The sequence below is a fragment of the Duganella sp. 1224 genome (assembly GCF_013408245.1).
In the GTDB taxonomy this organism is placed as follows: Bacteria; Pseudomonadota; Gammaproteobacteria; order Burkholderiales; family Burkholderiaceae_D; genus Rugamonas.
This window is the reverse complement of record NZ_JACBYS010000001.1, coordinates 1,925,423-1,944,155: the sequence shown is the minus strand read 5'-3', so window position 1 is coordinate 1,944,155 and position 18,733 is coordinate 1,925,423. Positions and strand designations below refer to the sequence as shown.

Genomic DNA, 18,733 nt, shown 5'->3' with positions numbered 1-18,733 from the left:
TGGAAGATGAATCGTAGAAGGAGTCTGGCATGTTCCAAATGTTTGGTTTTGGCGGCGTCAAATGCCCGCGGTGCGAGCACAAAAACGGCGACCAGTCGGGCTACTGCAAGCACTGCGGCCTGACCCTCGGCGCGCCGCGCAATGAACCGGTCCTGCGCGACAACCGCTGGATCCCCGGCGATAACGAACTGGCCGTCTACTTTGGCGTCAGCACGCTGTCCGGCATCTTTACCAAGACCCTGCGCGTGCCGGCCACGACCCGCGCCTACATCCTGCAAGCCGACAAAGCCACCGAAGTGCCGCAAGGCGAATACGAGATCGAAGGCTTCTTCACGCGCCTGAACCACCTGCTGCGCAACCAGAACGCCGAAATCCTCATCACCCGCACCTTGCCGCTGCCGGTCGAATTCTCGTTCAGCGACCTGCACACGGCCGAGCACCTGAAAATTTCGGCCCGCTTCAGCATCGCCATCCGCATCGAAAACGTGCCGGCGTTCGCACAGCACTTCATGACCGTGCCGGGCGTGGTCAATACCCAGCACCTGCACGAGCTGCTGGAACCCTCGGTGCGCCAACTGGCGGCGGAATTTGTCGGCAGCCGTTCGATCCGCGAAATGGCCGGCAACGCCGACCTGCGCCTGCAACTGAACGAACGCCTGCAAGCCGCGCTCAAACAGCGCCTTGCCACCTATGGCATGGCGGTGGACGGCGTGGAAACCGCCGCGCTGCGCCACGACAAATTCGACCATAACCGCGAGCGCATCGGCACCCTGTGGCTGGTGGCGGACGAGCGCCACGTGCAACTGGCGCACGTCAAACAGCTGGACCAGATCTACACCGAGGAAGAGTGGCAGACCATCTGGCGCGAAGAGCAGAAGATGCAGACCGAGTTCCGCCGGGCCGAGCTGCGCCAGGACGCCAGCGTCAACAAGGCCGAGCTGACGCTGAAGGAAGCCGAACGCGTACAAGCGCTACGCGCCCGCGAGGTGGAACTCTACAGCCGCGTGATGGACTCCAAGACGCGCAAGGTCGCCATCGACAAAGGCGCGGGCACCGTACTGGCGGACCTGGAGCACGAACTGGCGAAAAACAAGGCGCACCGCCAGGGCGAGCAGGCCGACTGGGATCACGTGCGCCAGCTGGCGCAGATCCGCATGCGCACCGAACTGGAAGTGTTGCAGCAGACCGCCGTCGAACAGCGCCAGTTGGCGCAGCAGCGGCTGTCGCATCAACTGAAACAGCAGGCGATTGAAAACCAGATCGCGCAAGCCTTGCTGATCGAGGACGAGTCGCACAAACGCAGCGAACTGGCCGCGCTGCGCCAGCGCGAGAAGGACGAAAAAGCACGCGAGCTGCAAATCGAAGCGGAAGCCCACGCCGCCCGCATTCAGGGCATGACCCTCGCCCACGCCGCGCGCCGCCGCGAGGCCGAGCGCGTGCAGGAGTGGGAAGACCAACTGGCGTTGACGCGCCAGCGCGAGCTGCTGCGCGGCGAAGCGGTCAAGGATGCCGCCAACACTGTGCAGGTGGCGGAAATCAACCAGAAGATCGAAGACCTCAAGCGCGCCGGCGCCCAGGCGGACGCCATCGCGCAGTACGAAAAGCTGCTGCGCACCATCGAGGCGGACGGCATCCACGCGCGCCAGAATCAGGCCAGCGCCAAACAGGCGATGTTGGACGAGCTGGCGGTGGAGGAGCAGCGCCAGATCATCAAGCAGCGTGAGCAGGAAGCGGCGTGGCAGCGCGAGTTGAAGAAGTTCGAGCAGGAGCGCGCGGCCGCGCTCACGGTACAGGAATCGCAGCAGGATCACGAAATCCGCCGCATGGAAACCATGGGCCGCCTGAGCGACATGGCGCTGGCCGCCGTGGCCGCGCCGTCCAACGCCGAGGCGGTGGCGCAGATCATGAAACTGCAAATCCAGGGTGGCATGACGGCGGAGCAGATCCAGGCCTTGTCGCAGGTGGTGGCGGCCGAGCAGGGCGTCACGCCGGTGGAGGCGGCGCGCATGGCGTATGAACGCGTGCTGGAAGAGCGCGCGCACCGCGACGCGGAGCTGGACAAGGATCGCCGCCATCAGGTCGATCTGCTGCATATCCAGAACGCCGCCAGCGCCAGCGCGCTGACCACGCAGAGCCAGTTGGGCATCGGCGTGGCGCGCGCCGGTGCGCCGGTGGCCGTTATGCCGGCGGTGCACCGCTGCGCCAACGGCCACGTGGTGCCGCCGGGTCGCGAGCGTGACAAATTCTGCGCCGAATGCGGCGCCCCCATCGTTTCGTAAGGAACGCGTATAGTTCGGGTAATGATGCAAACAGCAAGAGACAAGATCCGCGAATTGCGGGCCTTACATGATGACGGTCTGTTAAGTCTCCAAGAGTTCGACCGTCGCAAGAACGCCATCCTGGATGCGGAGTACGCGCCGCCGGGAGGCCAGGGCACGCCCGCCGAGGCGGCGCGTCCGCAGCGCCAGGGCACGGAACTGGGCCTGATGACCGGCCAGGAGATCGGACCGCAAAATCGCCGCTACCGGCTGGAACGCCTGATCGGCATGGGCGGCATGGGGCAGGTGTGGCTGGCGACCGACCTCGCCACGCACGCGGAGCTGGGGCACAGCGACCAGGTGGCGCTGAAAATCCTGCCGCCGCAGCTGACCCAAAGCGCCACCCACGCCAAGCTGCTGATCGAGGAAGCCACGCAGGCGCGCAAGCTGGCGCATGAAAACATCGTCCGCGTGTACGAGTGGGCGCAGGACCCGGCCACCTCCAGCTACTTCATCATCATGGAGTACCTGGAAGGGCAGGATCTGGATGCGTATCTGGCCGAGCAGGGGCCGCTGCCGCTGGAATCGGTCTACAAGCTGCTGGCGCCGATCGGCGATGCGTTGCAGTACGCATGGGACAAGCACAAGCTGGTTCACCGCGACATCAAGCCGGGTAATGTGTTTCTGACCCCGCGCGGCGAAATCAAACTGCTGGACTTCGGCATCGCCTCGCGCGCGCGCAGCGCCGGCAGCAGCCTCGGTTTGCAGACGCCGAATGCCGGCACCGCCGGCTACCGCGCGCCGGAAGCCGGCACGCATCAACGCCAGCCGGCGCCGAAGCTGGACGTGTACGCGGTGGCGGTGATGATCTACCAGCTGCTGGAAGGCCGCATGCCATTCGACGATATGCGGCCAGCGGATTTTCATCCCTCGCCGCCGCGCGGCTTGAACGAGCGTCAATGGAAAGTGCTGCAGGACGGCTTTGCGTATCTGCAGGAGCGCCGTCCGGCATCGGTGAATGAATTGCTGGCGGAGCTGCGCCGCGCCGCCGGGCCGAGCGAGGCAGAACTGGCGGTGCAGGCCGAGCATGCCGCGCGCGAGCAGGCGGCACGCGAACAACTGCGCCAGAAGGAAGCGGCCGCGCAAGCCGAAAAGGTGCGCCAGGCCGAAGAAAAGCGCAAGGCGATGGTGGCCGAACTGGCCGCGCGCCGCAAGGCGGAGCTGGAAGCCGCTGCGGTGGACAAGCAGCGGCAGGAACAGCAGCGCCGCGCGCTCGAGGCCAAACAGCGCGCCGAGGCGGAGGCCGCCGCGCAGGCGCGCAAGCAGGTGCTGCGCGAGCAGTTGCAGGCGCGCCGCGAGGCCGATGCAAAAAAAGCCCGCGAGGAGCGCGAGGAGCAGCAGCGCAAGGCCGCGCAGCTGAAGGCGGAAGTGGCCTACCGCCAGGAGCAGGAGCGTCATCGCAAGCAGCAGGCCGAGCGCCACGCGGCCGAACTGGCGGCGATGACGGCCAGCGCGCCGGTGGCCGATGCCAACGGCGTGTTGCGCGACCGCTTTGTCGATGGCTCGGGCGCCGGGCCGGATCTGGTGTTGATCCCCACCGGCCGTTTCCAGATGGGCTCACAGGAACACGAGCAGGCGCTGGCGGTCAAGGCCGGCGCGCAGAAGAATTGGCTGGACCGCGAACAGCCGGCGCACTGGGTCGGTATCGACTATTCGTTTGCTTTGGGACGTTTCCCGGTGACGGTGGGCCAGTGGAAGCGCTTCGTCAAGGACACCGGCTGGGAATCGCAGTCGGACACCGATTGGCGCGATCCGGGTTTCAAGCAGAGCGACGAGCATCCGGTGGTGGGCGTGAGCTGGAACGACGCGCAGCTGTTCCTGCGCTGGCTGACGGAGAAGACCGGCCACGCGTATCGTCTGCCCAGCGAGTCGGAGTGGGAGTACGCCTGCCGCGCCGGCACCAAGACAGCGTTCAGCTTCGGCGACACCATTAGCACCGAGCAGGCCAACTACGACGGCCATTACACCTACAACGGCGGCCAGCGCGGCACCTATCTGCAGGGGACCAACAAGGTCGGCGCCTTCCAGCCCAATCCGTGGGGCCTGTTCGACATGCACGGCAACGTGTGGGAATGGACCCAGGACGTGGTGCACGATAACTACGTGGGGGCGCCGGCGGACGGCAGCGCGTGGGAAGAGGGCGGCGATCCGGCGCGGCGCGTGCTGCGCGGCGGTTCGTGGCTGTACAACCCGCGCTATCTGCGCTCCGCCGTGCGCAACGGCTTTTCGGCGGTGCTGGCCAACGACATCGTTGGCTTCCGCGTCGCCCGCAAGCTCGCATGAGGTATACTCCCTGGCTTTTGAAAGTCAGGATTATCCATGAGCGCCTTGCCACCATGCCCACAATGCGGGTCCGAATACACGTATGAAGACGGCGCCAGTCTGGTTTGCCCAGAATGTGCGCATGAGTGGAGCGCCGGCGCCGCGGCGGAAGCCGAGGAGGGTGCGCGCATCTACCGCGATTCGGTCGGCAATATCCTGCAGGACGGCGACACCGTCACCGTGATCAAGGACCTGAAGCTGAAGGGCGGCGGCGGCACTGTCAAGGTTGGGACCAAGGTCAAGAATATCCGCCTGGTCGATGCCGACCACGATATCGATTGCAAGATCGACGGCTTTGGCGCGATGAGCCTGAAGACGGAATTCGTGAAGAAAGTCGTATGAAGCACAAGCTCTTTCTGTTTGATCTGGATGACACGCTGCTGGACTTCAAGGCGTCCGAACAGCTGTCTTTCGAGCGCACCGTGCAGGCGCTGGGCGTAGCCGCCGACCTGACTGCGCTATTCCCGCGCTACCAGGAGATCAATCTCGCGCTGTGGCGCAGCTTTGAAACCGGCGCCGTAACCAAGGACTTCCTCAAGGTCGAGCGTTTCCGCAAGACGTTTGCGGAACACAGCCTGGCGCTGGATCCCGAAGCGGCCAGCCGCCTGTATCTGGAATCGCTGTCGGATACGGTGGTGCTGATCGACGGCGCCTTGCAGCTGTGCGAAACGCTGGCCGGTTTCGGCGAGGTGGGCATCATCACCAACGGCGTGGAAGCGATCCAGAACCAGCGGCTGGTCAAGTCCGGCCTGCGCCAGCATATCTCGTTCGTCTCGACCTCCGAGGCGTCGGGCTATGCCAAGCCGGATGTGCGCTTTTTTGAATACGCGTCGAAGATGGCGCGGCCCTTTGCCAAGCACGAAGCCATCATCATCGGCGACCGGCTGGATGCGGACATCCTCGGCGCAAACCGTTACGGCATCGATAGTTGCTGGTTCAATCCGGGCCGCCTGGCCAATCAATCCGAGGCTGTGCCGACCTACGAGGCCAGCAGCCTGCACGAGATTACCCGTCTGCTGGGATAAGCGCGACGGTGGCGTAGGGCGACAGCACGCGCCAGCCCAGCGTGGCGTACAGCGCGCGTCCCTGTTCGGTGGCCACCAGCACGCGCTGCGCGGCTTGCGATTGCTGCGCCGTGCCCAAGGCCGCCATCAGCGCGGCGCCCAGACCTTGCCGCTGGTGCCGGGCGTCGGTGGCGATGCGGTCGAAGACGAACACGCCGTCATGCTCGACCGCGTAGCCGCTGGCGGCCGGCGTGTCGTCTTCCGCGTAGATGCGGGCGATGGTGGTGCGGCCTTCGGTGGCGACCTGCATCCAGTAGCCGGTCGGCAGTGACGGCACCGGATTGCGGCCCGGCTCCTTGGTCATCAGGTAGGCGTCCGGCTGCGGCGTCCAGCGCGGGTTGACGCGCGCCAGCAACTGCTCCTGGCGGCCGCACATCTTGATGAACACGCGCGGTTCGCTGATTTCCATCGCCAGTTCGCTGATCCCCGCGTTGGGGCCGGCGAAGACATAGCGCCGCAGCTCTTCCGGCTGGCCAGTCTCCACCCGCAGGCCACCACGGTCCGGCACCGGCGCCGGCAGGCCGCGCGCGATCGAACGGGCGGCCAGCCAGCTGGCCAGCAACTGCGGGTCGACATTGCTCATCATTCCTCACGCTTGATGTTATCCTTGGCTGATTATAAAACTGGAAGCGGTATGATCTCTACTCAGTACGTGCAGCAGGTGCGGTTGAAGGTGGAGGCGGTGGCGGACTTTGAGCGCTACCCCTTTTCCTTGCCGGCTGTTCGCCACCTGAACACGCTGCCGTTGCATCCCAAGGTCACGTTTTTGGTTGGCGAGAACGGCTCGGGCAAATCGACCTTGCTGGAGGCGATCGCTGTCGCTTTCGGCTTTAATCCGGAAGGCGGCACCAAGAATTTCGGATTCCAGACCCGGGCTTCGCATTCGGAGCTGCATCAGTATCTGCGTCTGGTGAAGGGCATCCAGCAAGCGCGCGACGGGTTTTTCCTGCGGGCAGAAAGCTTCTTCAATCTGGCGACGGCAATCGAAGAGCTGGACAAGGGGCCGGGCGGGCCCCCGGTGATTAACTCGTACGGCGGCAAGTCGCTGCACGAGCAATCGCATGGCGAGTCGTTCTGGTCGCTGGTCATGCACCGCTTTGGCGGCAATGGCTTTTACATCCTGGACGAACCGGAAGCAGCGCTGTCCCCGCAACGCCAGCTCGCGCTGCTGAGCCGCATCCACCAACTGGCCAACGATCATTCGCAGTTTGTCATCGCAACGCACTCGCCAATCCTGATGGCTTACCCTGACGCGGACGTGTTTCACTGCTCGGAAGCGGGCCTCAAGCGCGTACACTACGAAGACACCGAGCACTTCCAGATCATGCACGATTTCGTGCTCAATCCCCAGCGCATGCTGGACATTCTTCTTTCGGCATGAACGAGCAGGCAATGCGGGAGCTGCTGCGCCACATGGCGCGCGAGGCGGAATGGCTGATGCAGGCGTTGCGCGCGGTGCGCGATCTGGCGCTGCCGTCGTGGTGCATTGGCGCGGGCGCGGTCCGCAACCTGGTGTGGGACAATCTGCACGGCTACCCGACGCCATCGCACCTGCCGGACATCGATGTCGCCTATTTTGACGCCGCCAACCTGCGACCTGAGCGCGACGCCGAACTGCAGCGCCGACTGCAAGCGGCCTTGCCGCAGGTGCCTTGGGAAGTGACAAACCAGGCTGCGGTGCACCACTGGTTTGAAGCGTACTTCGGCCACGCCGTGGAGCCGTTGCCGTCCCTGCATGCCGCCGTGGCATCCTGGCCGGAATACGCCACATCAGTTGGACTTTGCCTTCGCGCGGACGACATGATCGAGGTGATCGCGCCGCATGGCCTGGATGACCTGTTCAACTGCGTCGTGCGCCGCAATCCGGCACGCGTCAGCATGGAGGCTTACCGCCAGCGCGTGGCGCAGAAGCGCTATGCTGAGCGGTGGCCGCGAGTTACCGTCTTTTAGTAGAAGCACAACTCCTTCATTCGGTGTACATTGTCGGTTCTGATTCAACGCCACAAGGAACACAGAATGACTATCAAAGCCCTGCGTGATCAATCCCTGCCGATGCGCCACATCGTTCACGTGCGCAACCACATCATTTCCGCCGACGTGTCGACGGAAGAAGGTGGCAGCGACGCCGGCCCGTCGCCGCACGATCTGTATGATGCTGCGCTGAGCGCCTGCAAGGCGCTGACCGTGGTCTGGTATGCCAAGCGCAAGAACATCCCGGTGGAAGACGTACAAGTGACGATGGAGCGTGACGACAAGGAGGAACGCCATGGCGTCTACCGCCTCAACGCCACGCTGCACCTGACCGGCGAACTGACCGACGCCCAGCGCGCGGAACTCCTCTCCGTCGCCGAAAAATGCCCGGTCCACAAGCTGATGACCGCCGTAACCACCGAAGTGACCACCAAACTGGGATAACACCATGAGCGTGACGAATCTGCTGAAGGGCCACGAGAAAGACCTGGGCGGTGGCCTGATGGTGCGCCGCTTCCTGCCATCTGCTGCCAAGCAGGCGGTCGGCCCGTTCATTTTCTTCGACCATTTCGGCCCGGTCGACGTGCCGCTGGACGCCGACCACGACGTGCGTCCGCACCCGCACATCGGCCTGGCCACCGTGACCTACCTGTTTGAAGGCGCGATGGACCACCGCGACAGCCTGGGCACGGTCCAGCGCATCGAGCCGGGCGCCGTCAACTGGATGACCGCCGGCAGCGGCATCGTGCACTCCGAGCGCACGCCGAAAGACCTGGTCGGCAAGCCGCACCGCACCCACGGCCTGCAGCTGTGGGCCGCGCTGCCGGTGGCCCACGAAGAGACGGAGCCTGGCTTCTGCCATACGCCAGCCAGCGCCATTCCCGAGCTGCACGTGGCCGGCGCCAAGGTGCGCGTGCTGATTGGATCGGCCTTCGGCCAGACCTCGCCGGTGCAGACCTTCAGCCAGACGCTGTATCTGGACGTGGCGCTGCCGGCGGAAAATGAACTGGTGCTCAACAGCCTGCCGGCGGAAGCGGCGATCTACCCGATCGGCGGCGCGCTGGAAATCGACGGCGCCCCGCTGGAGCTGCACACCATGGCGCTGCTGAACACCACCGGCGCCCAGCGCGTGAAGGCCAATGCGGATGCGCGCTTCGTGGTGATCGGCGGCGAGCCGCTGGACGGCCACCGCTTCATGTACTGGAACTTCGTTTCGTCGCGCAAGGAACGCATTTCGCAAGCGGCCGATGACTGGGAAGCGCAGCGCTTTACGCCGGTGCCCGGAGAGACGGACTGGATTCCGCTGCCGGCGAAGAAGCCGGCGGCGTAAGGAGAATCAGGCGGTGGACATGGCGTTCGCCGCCACCGTGCTGTACATGTCATCCGCGCCGGTGCGGATGATCCAGTGTTCCGGATACGGATCGCTGGCAAAGCGGGTGTGACGTGGCACGCGGCTCAGTTTATCCAGCGAGACGGCCGGCGCCAGCGCGGTTTCCTTGCCGGTCAACTGGTCCAGGTGCCAGAAACCGCCATCCCGGTGCAGCAGCAGCGGCAGCGCGGCCGCATGCGGCGCGGCCGGGAAGGATTTGACCGGATAGCCAGGATGCGTGTCCGGCGCCAGCAGGTAGAAGCATTCGGCGTTGGCGCCGTGGTCCACGCGGTGCAGGATCACGCCATGCGGCATGATGGCCGAAACCGACAGCGTGACGATGCCCTTGATGCTGGCGCTGAATTCAATCCGCATGCCAAGGCGCAGCGCGGTCGGCTTGTGCTTGCCCGGCCAGACGCCATCCAGCAGGATGCCGTAGCGCGACACATCTTCAATTTCAAACCCCAGGCCGGAGCGGCGGATGATGGCGTGGCGGCCGGACAGGCGGCGCGTGAGGCCGTTGGTTTCCTGACCGTTTTCCGTGTAGTGGGTGAGCATCAGGTCCGACTCGGGATCGACCAGCTCAAAGCGGCCGATCACGCATTCTTCCATTGCGAACAGGCGGATCTGGCGCTGCGCGCCGGCTTCCGGCGCGGCGTTGACCAGCGACGCCGCGCGCGTGGTGTGCGGATGCACGGCGGCCGCTTGCGGCATGTCGATCTCGATCAGGTCTTCGTCCCACGCGATGGTGGAAAAGCCCAGGTCCACCTTGCCGGCCGGCGCGTTCAGGTCCAGGTGGGCGATGCCGGCGTTGCGGGCGGTGACGTCGATATCCAGGCTGTCGCCGCCCTGCGCGCTGACGCGGGCGATGGAGGCGTCGTCCGCCATCACGCGCACGTTCTTGTGGGTGCTGAGGAAGATGCGGTGGATTTCGGTCAGCGTGGCGTCCAGGCGCGGCACCAGGATGACGAAGGTACACACCCATTTGCGCGCCGCCATGCCAGGATGCTGGCTCAGCAGCTCGATGCTGATCTGGTACTGGCCATGTTCCTTGCCGCGCGACGAAAACTCGACAAACACGGGGCGCCATTCGCCGCTGACCGCGCGCACGAAGTGCTGACGCGCGGCGCCGTTGGGGATCAGGTCCGACTGCAGTTGCAGCGTGAGTTGCGGCGCGCAGGCGTCCGGCATGCCGCGCAGTTCCATCTTCAGCGTCTGGCGGCCGCCGGCCGCGCGCGGGTCGAAACCGCTGATGTGCAACTGCGGGCGTGGCGCTTGCGCGCGTTGGTGCGGACGTGCGTAGTTGTGCGATGGTTCGGCGGCCTGGGCTTGTGGCGACGAAGGGACGGCATCCAGCACCGTGGCCGGCGAGGCGGCACGGTTGGAGCGCAGGGCAGTCAGCAGGTCGTAGCTGGACGCTTCCGTTTGGGCGTGGCCGCCTTCACAAGTTTGCGTTCCTGGCATGACCCAGAAGGTGCAATGCGGGTGCTGGGCATTACTGCATTTTTTCATGACAAACCGACCGATGGGATACCCGCAAGTTTATGCGGTTTTCGCTCTGTTTGGCAAACTTTGCAACCGATTTTTGACGTGGACTGTGCGGGTATCAAAAATGCGACGGAATTGGTGCTGTCGGCAGTGCTGTTTCGTCAACATTGCCGCTGTTTGGGGGGCGTGAAAAGCGCACGGCGATGGCGCTCAGGTTGTCGATGTGGAGTTGCGGCGGCGGATTGGCGGCATAGTCGGCGAACAGCGCGTCCAGCGCCGGGCCGGCGGCCGCTTGCGCCATCAGCGTCGGCCAGCGCGCGATCCATGGCTGCGGGCGGGCGCACGACCAGAAGCCGTCGGTGGCCAGCAGGTAGGTGGCATCCGGACGGACGGTGACGGCGCGCCGGTCGGCCAGTTGGCGCAGGAAGGGCGGCAGGTTGGATGCGTCCAGCGGCAGCAGGCCGTCGTCCAGCAGCTGCGGGTTGGCGAAGGCATTGCCAAGGATGTAGGCCTGGGAGATCTGGGCGCGGTGTTCGCCGTGTACCTGCTGCCACCATTCGTCTTCGCCCAGCAGGCCGTGCATGGCAAAGGCGGTGGCGGGAACGTGGTCCACCGTCAGCGGACGCGCGCCTTGCGGCGTGATTTCGTACAGGCGCGAGTCGCCGGCGTGGAACAGCATCGGCTCGCGGCCGGGCGGTATTTCCAGCAGCGTGAGCGTGGTGCCGGGGCGGCGGAAGGTGTCGCGGTCTTCCGGATGGCTGAAGTGCGCTTGCAGCGTGCGGTGCAGCTGGTCGAGCCGCGCGCCGAGTTCTTCCAGCGTGGCGCAGGCGGGGATGCGCAGCAGGCCGGTGGCGACGGCTTCGGCGGCCTGGCGTCCGTGTCCGTGGCCGCCCATGCCGTCGAGGACCGCGAGGCGCACGTGGCCTTGCGGCCAGTCGGGGAGTTGCGTGGTTTGCGGCTGCTGGTCGCGCAGCAGGACGGCGCGGCCGTCGGCGTCGATGATCAGCAGGTTGTCCTGGTTTTCCGGCACTTGCAGCTTGCTGATGCTGGCGGCGCTGCGGGCGGCGACGTCCAGGTGCGGGCCGAAGTGGAGATGGTCGGTGATGCGTGTCATCGGTGCGGGCGCCGTGGCGCGGGATGCGAAAGGCCACAGCTTAGCCGAAAACGGGACGGCGGCGGTGGCTGGCCGGTGGCTCATTCGCCGCTCCGGCGCAGCCACAGGCTGCTGGCCCAGCCGGTGGTTTCGCGGCCGCCGATGATGGCGGTGATCTGCCACCAGTCGCCATCGCGGACACCGGTGGGAGTGGCGTCGGCGCCGGCCGGCACGATGGCGATGCGGGCCGCATGCACGCCGGGCGCGGCGCGCAGGTTCAGGTCGCGGTGGACGTGAAACGGACGGCCGGCGACGGCGTTGCGCCAGCCTGCGGGGCCGGATGGCGCCTGCTGCTCGTCCTTTGCCACGTAGGCGGTGCGTGTGGCCGCGCGCGTCAGCGGGGCAGCGGCCTGGCTGCCGATGGCGTACAAGATCAGGCTGCCGAAGCCCCAGGCACCGGCCACCATGATGAACAGTGCGCGGGCGTTCGGCCGGCGCCACCACGCGCGCGGCGTCAGGTAGGCGGCCAGGAACAGCGTGATGACCAGGCCCGCGGCGAAAGCGGCGACGGCGTGGAGTTTGGTGGCGTCCATGATGGCTCAGGCGTCAAAGCGCAGCACGTAGTGCCCGGCCACGAGGTGATGGCCGTGTGGCAGCAGGTAGGGCGTATCGCCGATGCTGGCGACGAATTGCAGTTTGTCGTCCAGATGGTAAAGCGCTTGCGTGGCGCTCTGGCGGCCGATGGCGTAGCCTTTGGCGTTGGCCTCAAAAGTGAAGGCGCTGCGCGACAAGCCGATGCGGTCGGCGCTGGCGCTGCCTGCGCCGTCCGCGCGTTTGAGGAAGCGTGGTGAGTCCAGCAGGCGCAGGGAGGCCAGCATGGGGGAGTTGCGGCCAAAGGTGAAGCGCGCGCCGCTGGCCACCCCGGCGCTGACCGGTTGGGCGAGGCAGACGATGGCGCGGTAGCGGTCCGCCATCTCGGGGGCTGCGGCCAGCAGGCGGATTGCGCGTGTGTCTGCCGGGGAGAAGGTGGCGGGAGCTTCGATGCGCTGGCGGCCTTCGGCGGTGCAGGCGTACAGGTCGTCGGCGGCATCGACGCTCAAGGTGATCGATGGTTGCGCATCGGCTGATAGGGCCAGTGCTTGGTTGAATGGGAGTTCCAGCGCTTGCGCGCCGGTGTCACGGTAGCGGCTTAGGCGCGGCAGGGCCAGCGCCACCAGGCTGACGCGCTGCTGCGATACTGGCGCGTAGGTGGCGTCGCTTTCGCCGGCGCGGTTGGCCGGCTTGTGGCTGGCGGCCAGCGGGACGGCGGTCAGGTCGATGAAGCCAGCGCCGTGGCGGGCGACGGTGCTGCCAGCACTCACGTCCACGCCAACGCCCACATCCACGCCAACGCCCACATCCACGCCAACGCCAGCGCCAGCACCCATGCCCATGCCGGCGCTTTGGGTCCGTGCGGGCGCATGTGCGGAAATTGCGCCGTCACCGCGCTTGGCGGTGCTGGCGGCGCTGCGTGTGGCCGCGTGGGCATCCATGCCAGGCCGGCTTTGCCACACCGCCGGGCTGGCGACCGGCGCCGCGCTGCCCTGCCGCATCGGGAACGCCGAGGTGCGGGCCACTTTGACCAGTAGCCGGCTGCCCTGCGGTTCGCGCAGCGATTTGATGGTGTAGTAGCCGCTGCGCGGATCATAGCGGCAATCGAAAGCATCCTTGGGGCGCATCTGCAGCACCGGCGGCATGTCGGGGCCGTCGTTGAGAATCAGCAGCGCCGCGTCCGGACCGAACGGCCAGCCTTGGGCCACGGCGCTGGCTTCCGCGCCTTCGCCGCCGATCAACGCCAGGCGCTGGTTCGGATACAGCGGGCATACCGGATGCCAGATCGCGCTGTCACGCGACACGCTGACGTTGTACAGAATCTTCTCTTCGGCCGCCGGCAGATAGACCGCGTGGCCGAATTTAACCTCAATCTCGCCCGGCGCCAGCGAGGCTGCCCCGACCACGTCGTAGCGCACCTGATCGCTGCCCAGCAAATCGCCGAAATCCTTTTGATGCAGCGCCGTCAGCGTCTCGGCCAGGTCGCGCGCGCGTGCGCCCCGGGTCAGATGGTAGTCGTCGTCGACATCCTCCTGCGGCAGCATCAGCGTCACGTGCGAAAAGCAGCGCGTTGCGGCGCGGCCCTTGTGTTCGCGCGGACTGCGCTCCAGCAGGTCGCGCAGCAGCGGGCGGCGCGCGAACAGGGCCAGGCCGGGCGTCTGCCAGATCGCCTCGGCGTTGAATACGTCCGGAATGCGTCCGAGGACGGCGTTTTGAACATAGGTCGGCATGATTCAGACTCCTTCAGTAGATATCGCAACGAAGGTAAGCAGGGGGCAGAGGAAAAACAGCAGGTGGCTGCCGCCGGCCGAGAGAAAACTCATCGGCTGCCCCATGATCGGGAAGATCGCCAGGTTGGTCCCCCACGACAGCAGGAAGTGTGCAAACACGAAGGCCGCGCCGCCGCACAGGGCAAAGTAGCGGAAGCGCCCCAGCCAGGCGTGGCGGAAGTGGCGGGCGGCGGCGCCGTGGCGGTAGGCGTGCAGCGCGGCCAGCACCAGCCCGGTGAGGAAGGCGGCTTGCACGGCCCATAGCAGCAGGCCGCCCAGCAGGCCATGGCGGTTGAGGAAGAACGAGGCGGCGAAGTCGTCCTGCACGGCGGGAATCTGCACCACGCTGCCGGCGTTCTGGCCCAGCGCGCGCAGTCCGAACCAGTGATCGGCGCCCAGCCAGCCACCGTCGCCGATGGCGCGCGCGCCCAGCAGCAGTTGCTGGCCGGTGTGCGGATGCTCGGCGGGATTGAGCCAGACCAGGAAGCGATCGGCGTAAAAGCCCCAGCGGATCAGGTCATCGGTGCCGACCACGCGCAGGTAGATGACGCCGCCAACGGCCATTAGCGCGGCAGCGATCAGGATTGCGGCCAGCGCGCGGTTGCCGGCGGCGATGGCGTAGGCCAGGCCCATGCCGGTGCTCCAGACCAGCAGCAGGATCAGGGGCGAGAAGTCGTCCACCTGCACCAGTGCGAGGCCGAGCAGGGCGAGGAACAGCAGTGCGGGGGCGATCAGTTGCAGCCAGCGGGCGCCGTGGTCGGCCAGCCGTTGCGGGCCGCTGTGCCAGTGGAAGCGCAGCGCGAGACAGTGGGCGGTGAGGGCGGTCAGGGCGAGTTTGGCCAGTTCCACCGGTTGCAGGTCGAAGACGCCGGTTTCGTCGCCCCACAGCACCTGGGCTGCCAGTGCGGCCAGTGCGATGGCGGCGAAGAGGGCGAGTATCCATTCGATGCTGCGCTGCCGCAGGTGGATGCCGCGCGTGGCGTGGTGCCGTGCCCACAGGCGCAGCAGGCCGCCCAGACCGGCGCCGATGGCCAGCATGGCGGCGCTTTTCTGGTAATAGCGCAGCCACGAGGATTCGGGCGCGCCCAGGCCCAGTTCCAGTTGTGCCAGTAGGCCGGCGGCCAGCAGGATGGCGCCTGCGGCGGTGGCCAGCGTCAGGCGGCCGGGCAGGGCGAGCCACAGCAGCAGTGCGCTCGCGCCGAGCAGCAGCGAGAAGGCGGCGCTGGGAGCGTAACCGGCCCGCTGGGCAATCAGCGTGACGAGGCCGATGGCCAGCATCCCGCACGCCGCCAGCAAACCGCTGACTGTCGCCAAGCGCCCTAGCCACGATGGCCGCGCGACCCACACCGCGTCTACGGCACCACTGGCCCGCACACCAGCCGCTCGCGCGGTGCGCGCCGGCGCGGAAGCGATTGTAACGGCGCGGGCGGCGGCGCTGGTTGCGAGGAACGCCAGGCACAGTGCGATGCCGATCCACAGGCCGTTGGCGCGATCGCCGCGCCACAGTGCGCGCTGCTGCCACTGCCAGCTGACTTGCTGCGGCAGTTTGACTTCCGGATCGGCGAACAGTTTGACGTGGCGGCTTGGCGCGAGCGTGATCTGGTCGCCGTTGGCGGCAATTTGCAAGCGCGTATGGCCGACCATGATGGCGTTGACGCCAGCGAGCGCGGCCTCCTGCTTGCGCAAGTCTGTCTGCCTACCGGCGGCGGTCACCAGCACCGCAGCCCGGTCGCCATCCGGATTGCCAGCCGAAAGCTGCAGGCGGCCGTTGACGCGGGCGATCTGCGCTGCGCCGGGCGTCACCTGCTCCAGGCCGAAGCGATTGTCGCAATACACGTTGCCGCCAAAAGTGAGCGGACGTGCGATGGTCAGCGGCATTAGCCCATTCCACGCCGCCAGCGCCCTGGACGCCAGCCGGGACTCAGGGCAGTCGGCTTGCCGCCGTCCGTCGCGGTACAACGTGGCGCCGTCGTAACGCCATTCGTGGCCGTCACGGATAAAGGTGACGTCGCGCGTGTTGGCGGACTTGATCTCGAACACCGCGCCATCGATCTGGAAGCGCTGTATGTCCTGCATCGCCACGCTGCCCATGCGCTGCTCGGCGCCGTCGCGCAGCAGCACGACGTGATTGCTGGCGCTGAGGTTACGTAGCATCCACGCGCCCGCCGTATCGCGGCGCAGCGACAGGTGATTGCGATCGGTCTGCGGCGCGGCCAGTTCGCGCTGGCCGAGTATGATGCTGTCGCCGGGCGGCAGCGTGACGGTAATGGCGGACGGCAGCCAGGCGGCCGGGGCGCGCAATAACGCAAGCGCCTGCAGCGCGCACAGGCCCGCCAGCAGTGTCAGCGTCACCGCGAGAGCGACATTACTGGCGGCGGCGCGCCACAGCGCGCCGAAGAAGGACCACAAGCGGGCCGTAGGCCGCGCTGCCCGTGCCACCGCGACGATTGTGGCGCCGCGATTCGTGGCGCAGCGACTCATGGCGGGCGCGCTCGCCGCGCGGGAGAAAAATATCGCCATCATGCCACCTGCAAGTCTTGCCAGCCATTGACGGCGGTTGGCCTGCGCATCGCCAGCACCGGATCGACCGCGTCAAACGCCCCGCGCACGGGCTTGATCCCCTGAATCGCGTTCAGCATGCGGCTGATCTGAATCGCGTGGCGCGGACGTTTGGCCGGATCGATCTGCAACAGGGCGCGCAGCAACTCCAGCGCCGCGTCGCGCTTGTCGGACGGGATGGCGGCGGCGAAGCGTTCCTCTTCCGCCGCATGCAGCGCGGCCGGAATCTCGCCGCCGTGCAGACCGCGCAGCACGTCCGCGCCCGCCACATGGTGCTCGCGATACGCCTGGCCACAATCGCTGCAAAACCGCAGTGGCATACCGCCGGTGACCAGGAAATACAGCATCGCGCCCAGCGAAAAATAATCGCTGCGCGCGCCGGTTGCGTACCCTCCGCCGTCGGCCTGGAAAAACTGTTCCGGTGCCTGCCAGTTGGCGGTGCCGGCGTAGGAGTGCGCCTGCAGGCTGCCCAACTCGCGATTGGTGCCGAAATCCGCCAGCTTGACGGTGTGCAGATGCGGATCGAGCAGCACGTTGGCCGGCTTCAGATCCAGATAACGCCAGCCGTATTGATGGACCTTGGCCAGCGCCTGGTTGATCTGCGCGATCCAGCCCAGCGCCTGCGCCAGCGGCACGCTCTCGCCGCGCCCCTTGAGCGCGACCACGTGCTTGCCCAGGTCGGAACCCATCAGTTCCAGCGCCAGCACCGGCAGCCCGTCGTGCCAGCCGCTGTCCAGCAGGCGCACGATGTGTCGCTCGTCCCACGGCTCCAGCGACTGCAGGAAGGCGATTTCGTTGCTGGCGCTGGTGGTCCAGCGCGCGCGCTGGGCGGGCAGGGCGCGCGCCATCTGCTCGTGATTGATTAACTTGATGGCCACATCGCGCGTGGCTTGCGGCCCGCTGGCGCGCCAGATAATGCCATAGGCCGACCCGCCGATCTGCTCGCGCAGCCGGTAGTGGCCCAGTTCCAAAGCGATGATTGCGTCTGCTGTCGTCATGGTTCCCCCCGTCGCGGAAACCTAGCGGGGGGAATAAAAAAAAGCCCCGACGTATCGGGGCTTTGTTGACTGAATATTACCAGCGGCCGTGGCGGTGTTCCCAGTGCTCGCGGTAGTACGGGCGGGCCGGTTCAACGTACACCACGCGTGGCGGCGGCGCATAGTAGCGTGGAGGCGGCGCGTAGTACACCGGTGCTGGACGCTCGTAGTAGACCGGTGCCGGACGCTCGTAATACACCGGTGCCGGTTGGCTGTACACGCGGGTTTCAACATAGCCACGGCCGCCGCGATAATAGCGGTCATCGCCGGTGCGGATGCTGTTGCCCACCGCCGCGCCAACCAGGCCGCCGACGATGGCGCCATCGCGGCCGCCGGCGCTATTGCCGATGGCGGCGCCGACCACAGCACCGGCCACCGTGTTGAAATCACGGTCGCCTGCGAAGGCCGTCGACGATACTGCTGCAGTGGCCAGTAACGCTACACCCATCATTTTTTTGCTCAACATGGTAATCCCCTTGCTGCGGCTCGGATCGGAATGATTCGTTAGCCAGTGACTCCACTATACCTCTCCAAAATGTAATTTCCACGTCTTATACAGATGCTTACAAACCGGCCGTTCCGGTAATGGCTTGTAACAATTAGACCGAAATTGTGTAATGACGCGCCTCCCATTCGGGGCGGAGCAAGCTGAATACCACCACGTCCTGGTAGCGGCCCTGGATGAAGAAGGCCTGGCGCAGCGTCCCCTCGGCCTGGAAGCCGCATTTTTGCGCGACCCGCACCGAGGCCACGTTCTCCGGCGCCGACAGCAGTTCCAGCCGCTGGTACTGGTAGACGTTGAACAGGTAATCGACCAGCAACCGGCACGCCTCGGTCACATAGCCGCGTCCCGCCAGCTTGGGATCGAACAGCCGGTAGCCGATTTCGCGCGTGGTGGGCGTGCGGCTCTTGAAGTGGGTGATGACGCCAACGATGTGGTGCAGCGCGTCCTCGATGACAAACAGTTCACTGTCCTCGGTGACGAAGCTGTTCTGCATGAACTCCTTGCGCATGGTTTCCGGTGACTTGAAATGGGTAGAAAAATAGTCGCCGCGCGAGGGCAGGTCGTTGACCAGCGCGATGAAGGTGTTCAGGTCGGCCGTGACCAGATGGCGTATGGTGCAAAGTGAACCCTTGAGCATAGACGCTTTC

At 66.2% G+C, this 18,733-nt stretch carries 17 protein-coding genes; 8 read left to right on the top strand and 9 right to left on the bottom strand.

Features of this window, described 5'->3' with window-relative positions; all coding sequences use genetic code 11:
• Positions 1 to 29 precede the first annotated feature (29 nt).
• From FHW58_RS08580 to FHW58_RS08565, 4 genes are read left to right on the top strand one after another with little or no spacing between them, the layout of a single operon-like run.
• A complete protein-coding gene (locus FHW58_RS08580) occupies positions 30 to 2,279 on the top strand; it encodes a hypothetical protein (RefSeq protein WP_179672613.1) in 2,250 nt (749 codons plus the stop codon).
• A gap of 21 nt (positions 2,280 to 2,300) precedes the next feature.
• On the top strand, positions 2,301 to 4,601 hold the full coding sequence (locus tag FHW58_RS08575; protein ID WP_179672612.1) for a bifunctional serine/threonine-protein kinase/formylglycine-generating enzyme family protein: 2,301 nt from the start codon (positions 2,301 to 2,303) through the stop codon (positions 4,599 to 4,601).
• Positions 4,602 to 4,637: 36 nt separating this feature from the next.
• Positions 4,638 to 4,982, top strand: a complete 345-nt coding sequence (locus tag FHW58_RS08570) for a zinc ribbon domain-containing protein YjdM (RefSeq protein ID WP_179672611.1) — start codon at positions 4,638 to 4,640, stop codon at positions 4,980 to 4,982.
• Complete coding sequence (locus FHW58_RS08565) at positions 4,979 to 5,665, top strand: YjjG family noncanonical pyrimidine nucleotidase (RefSeq protein WP_179672610.1); 687 nt, start codon at positions 4,979 to 4,981, stop codon at positions 5,663 to 5,665. Before FHW58_RS08570 ends, FHW58_RS08565 begins: the two co-directional genes overlap by 4 nt.
• On the opposite strand, the gene FHW58_RS08560 is transcribed toward FHW58_RS08565, so the two are convergent.
• Complete coding sequence (locus tag FHW58_RS08560) at positions 5,646 to 6,290, bottom strand: GNAT family N-acetyltransferase (protein ID WP_179672609.1); 645 nt, start codon at positions 6,288 to 6,290, stop codon at positions 5,646 to 5,648. The genes FHW58_RS08565 and FHW58_RS08560 overlap by 20 nt on opposite strands.
• A gap of 48 nt (positions 6,291 to 6,338) precedes the next feature.
• Between FHW58_RS08560 and FHW58_RS08555 the strand changes: the two genes are divergently transcribed.
• The 4 genes from FHW58_RS08555 to FHW58_RS08540 all read left to right on the top strand — a co-directional run bounded on the left by FHW58_RS08555 (position 6,339) and on the right by FHW58_RS08540 (position 9,005).
• Positions 6,339 to 7,085 (top strand): AAA family ATPase, encoded by a 747-nt coding sequence (locus FHW58_RS08555; RefSeq protein WP_179672608.1) that lies wholly within the window; start codon positions 6,339 to 6,341, stop codon positions 7,083 to 7,085.
• Positions 7,082 to 7,654 carry a nucleotidyltransferase family protein gene (locus FHW58_RS08550; protein ID WP_229265091.1) on the top strand — a complete coding sequence of 191 codons (573 nt, stop codon included), beginning with the start codon at positions 7,082 to 7,084 and terminating at the stop codon, positions 7,652 to 7,654. Before FHW58_RS08555 ends, FHW58_RS08550 begins: the two co-directional genes overlap by 4 nt.
• A 66-nt stretch (positions 7,655 to 7,720) precedes the next feature.
• Entirely contained in the window at positions 7,721 to 8,119 is a 399-nt protein-coding gene (locus FHW58_RS08545) for an OsmC family protein (RefSeq protein ID WP_179672607.1), read from the top strand.
• 4 nt (positions 8,120 to 8,123) lie between these two features.
• Positions 8,124 to 9,005, top strand: a complete 882-nt coding sequence (locus tag FHW58_RS08540; protein WP_179672606.1) for a pirin family protein — start codon at positions 8,124 to 8,126, stop codon at positions 9,003 to 9,005.
• A 6-nt stretch (positions 9,006 to 9,011) separates the two neighbouring features.
• Here the strand turns inward: FHW58_RS08540 and FHW58_RS08535 are convergent, their stop codons facing one another.
• The 8 genes from FHW58_RS08535 to FHW58_RS08500 form a co-directional block, all read right to left on the bottom strand.
• Positions 9,012 to 10,508, bottom strand: coding sequence for an FHA domain-containing protein (locus FHW58_RS08535; protein WP_179672605.1), 1,497 nt, complete (start codon positions 10,506 to 10,508; stop codon positions 9,012 to 9,014).
• A gap of 142 nt (positions 10,509 to 10,650) precedes the next feature.
• The gene (locus tag FHW58_RS08530) at positions 10,651 to 11,646 is read right to left on the bottom strand and encodes a PP2C family serine/threonine-protein phosphatase (protein ID WP_179672604.1); all 996 of its coding nucleotides are present in this window, start codon (positions 11,644 to 11,646) and stop codon (positions 10,651 to 10,653) included.
• Between the two features lie 80 nt (positions 11,647 to 11,726).
• Positions 11,727 to 12,218 carry an SH3 domain-containing protein gene (locus tag FHW58_RS08525; RefSeq protein WP_179672603.1) on the bottom strand — a complete coding sequence of 164 codons (492 nt, stop codon included), beginning with the start codon at positions 12,216 to 12,218 and terminating at the stop codon, positions 11,727 to 11,729.
• A 6-nt stretch (positions 12,219 to 12,224) separates the two neighbouring features.
• The gene (locus FHW58_RS08520; protein WP_229265090.1) at positions 12,225 to 13,946 is read right to left on the bottom strand and encodes a hypothetical protein; all 1,722 of its coding nucleotides are present in this window, start codon (positions 13,944 to 13,946) and stop codon (positions 12,225 to 12,227) included.
• A gap of 3 nt (positions 13,947 to 13,949) precedes the next feature.
• Positions 13,950 to 16,394, bottom strand: coding sequence for an FtsW/RodA/SpoVE family cell cycle protein (locus tag FHW58_RS08515; RefSeq protein WP_229265089.1), 2,445 nt, complete (start codon positions 16,392 to 16,394; stop codon positions 13,950 to 13,952).
• 110 nt (positions 16,395 to 16,504) lie between these two features.
• Positions 16,505 to 17,542 (bottom strand): serine/threonine-protein kinase, encoded by a 1,038-nt coding sequence (locus FHW58_RS08510; protein WP_179672601.1) that lies wholly within the window; start codon positions 17,540 to 17,542, stop codon positions 16,505 to 16,507.
• A 76-nt stretch (positions 17,543 to 17,618) separates the two neighbouring features.
• Positions 17,619 to 18,047: a glycine zipper domain-containing protein gene (locus FHW58_RS08505; RefSeq protein ID WP_179672600.1), complete on the bottom strand. Its 429-nt coding sequence runs from the start codon at positions 18,045 to 18,047 to the stop codon at positions 17,619 to 17,621.
• Between the two features lie 133 nt (positions 18,048 to 18,180).
• The gene (locus FHW58_RS08500) at positions 18,181 to 18,723 is read right to left on the bottom strand and encodes a GNAT family N-acetyltransferase (RefSeq protein WP_179672599.1); all 543 of its coding nucleotides are present in this window, start codon (positions 18,721 to 18,723) and stop codon (positions 18,181 to 18,183) included.
• Positions 18,724 to 18,733 lie beyond the last annotated feature (10 nt).

What these genes read in the sequence shown, in the direction of transcription:
- FHW58_RS08535 (WP_179672605.1), bottom strand. Translation starts at nt 10,508, where the DNA reads ATGCCAGGAACGCAAACTTGTGAAGGCGGCCACGCCCAAACGGAAGCG.
- FHW58_RS08525 (WP_179672603.1), bottom strand. Translation starts at nt 12,218, where the DNA reads ATGGACGCCACCAAACTCCACGCCGTCGCCGCTTTCGCCGCGGGCCTG.
- FHW58_RS08565 (WP_179672610.1), top strand. Translation starts at nt 4,979, where the DNA reads ATGAAGCACAAGCTCTTTCTGTTTGATCTGGATGACACGCTGCTGGAC.
- FHW58_RS08530 (WP_179672604.1), bottom strand. Translation starts at nt 11,646, where the DNA reads ATGACACGCATCACCGACCATCTCCACTTCGGCCCGCACCTGGACGTC.
- FHW58_RS08580 (WP_179672613.1), top strand. Translation starts at nt 30, where the DNA reads ATGTTCCAAATGTTTGGTTTTGGCGGCGTCAAATGCCCGCGGTGCGAG.
- FHW58_RS08550 (WP_229265091.1), top strand. Translation starts at nt 7,082, where the DNA reads ATGAACGAGCAGGCAATGCGGGAGCTGCTGCGCCACATGGCGCGCGAG.
- FHW58_RS08500 (WP_179672599.1), bottom strand. Translation starts at nt 18,723, where the DNA reads ATGCTCAAGGGTTCACTTTGCACCATACGCCATCTGGTCACGGCCGAC.
- FHW58_RS08545 (WP_179672607.1), top strand. Translation starts at nt 7,721, where the DNA reads ATGACTATCAAAGCCCTGCGTGATCAATCCCTGCCGATGCGCCACATC.
- FHW58_RS08505 (WP_179672600.1), bottom strand. Translation starts at nt 18,047, where the DNA reads ATGTTGAGCAAAAAAATGATGGGTGTAGCGTTACTGGCCACTGCAGCA.
- FHW58_RS08510 (WP_179672601.1), bottom strand. Translation starts at nt 17,542, where the DNA reads ATGACGACAGCAGACGCAATCATCGCTTTGGAACTGGGCCACTACCGG.
- FHW58_RS08540 (WP_179672606.1), top strand. Translation starts at nt 8,124, where the DNA reads ATGAGCGTGACGAATCTGCTGAAGGGCCACGAGAAAGACCTGGGCGGT.
- FHW58_RS08520 (WP_229265090.1), bottom strand. Translation starts at nt 13,946, where the DNA reads ATGCCGACCTATGTTCAAAACGCCGTCCTCGGACGCATTCCGGACGTA.
- FHW58_RS08555 (WP_179672608.1), top strand. Translation starts at nt 6,339, where the DNA reads ATGATCTCTACTCAGTACGTGCAGCAGGTGCGGTTGAAGGTGGAGGCG.
- FHW58_RS08560 (WP_179672609.1), bottom strand. Translation starts at nt 6,290, where the DNA reads ATGATGAGCAATGTCGACCCGCAGTTGCTGGCCAGCTGGCTGGCCGCC.
- FHW58_RS08570 (WP_179672611.1), top strand. Translation starts at nt 4,638, where the DNA reads ATGAGCGCCTTGCCACCATGCCCACAATGCGGGTCCGAATACACGTAT.
- FHW58_RS08575 (WP_179672612.1), top strand. Translation starts at nt 2,301, where the DNA reads ATGATGCAAACAGCAAGAGACAAGATCCGCGAATTGCGGGCCTTACAT.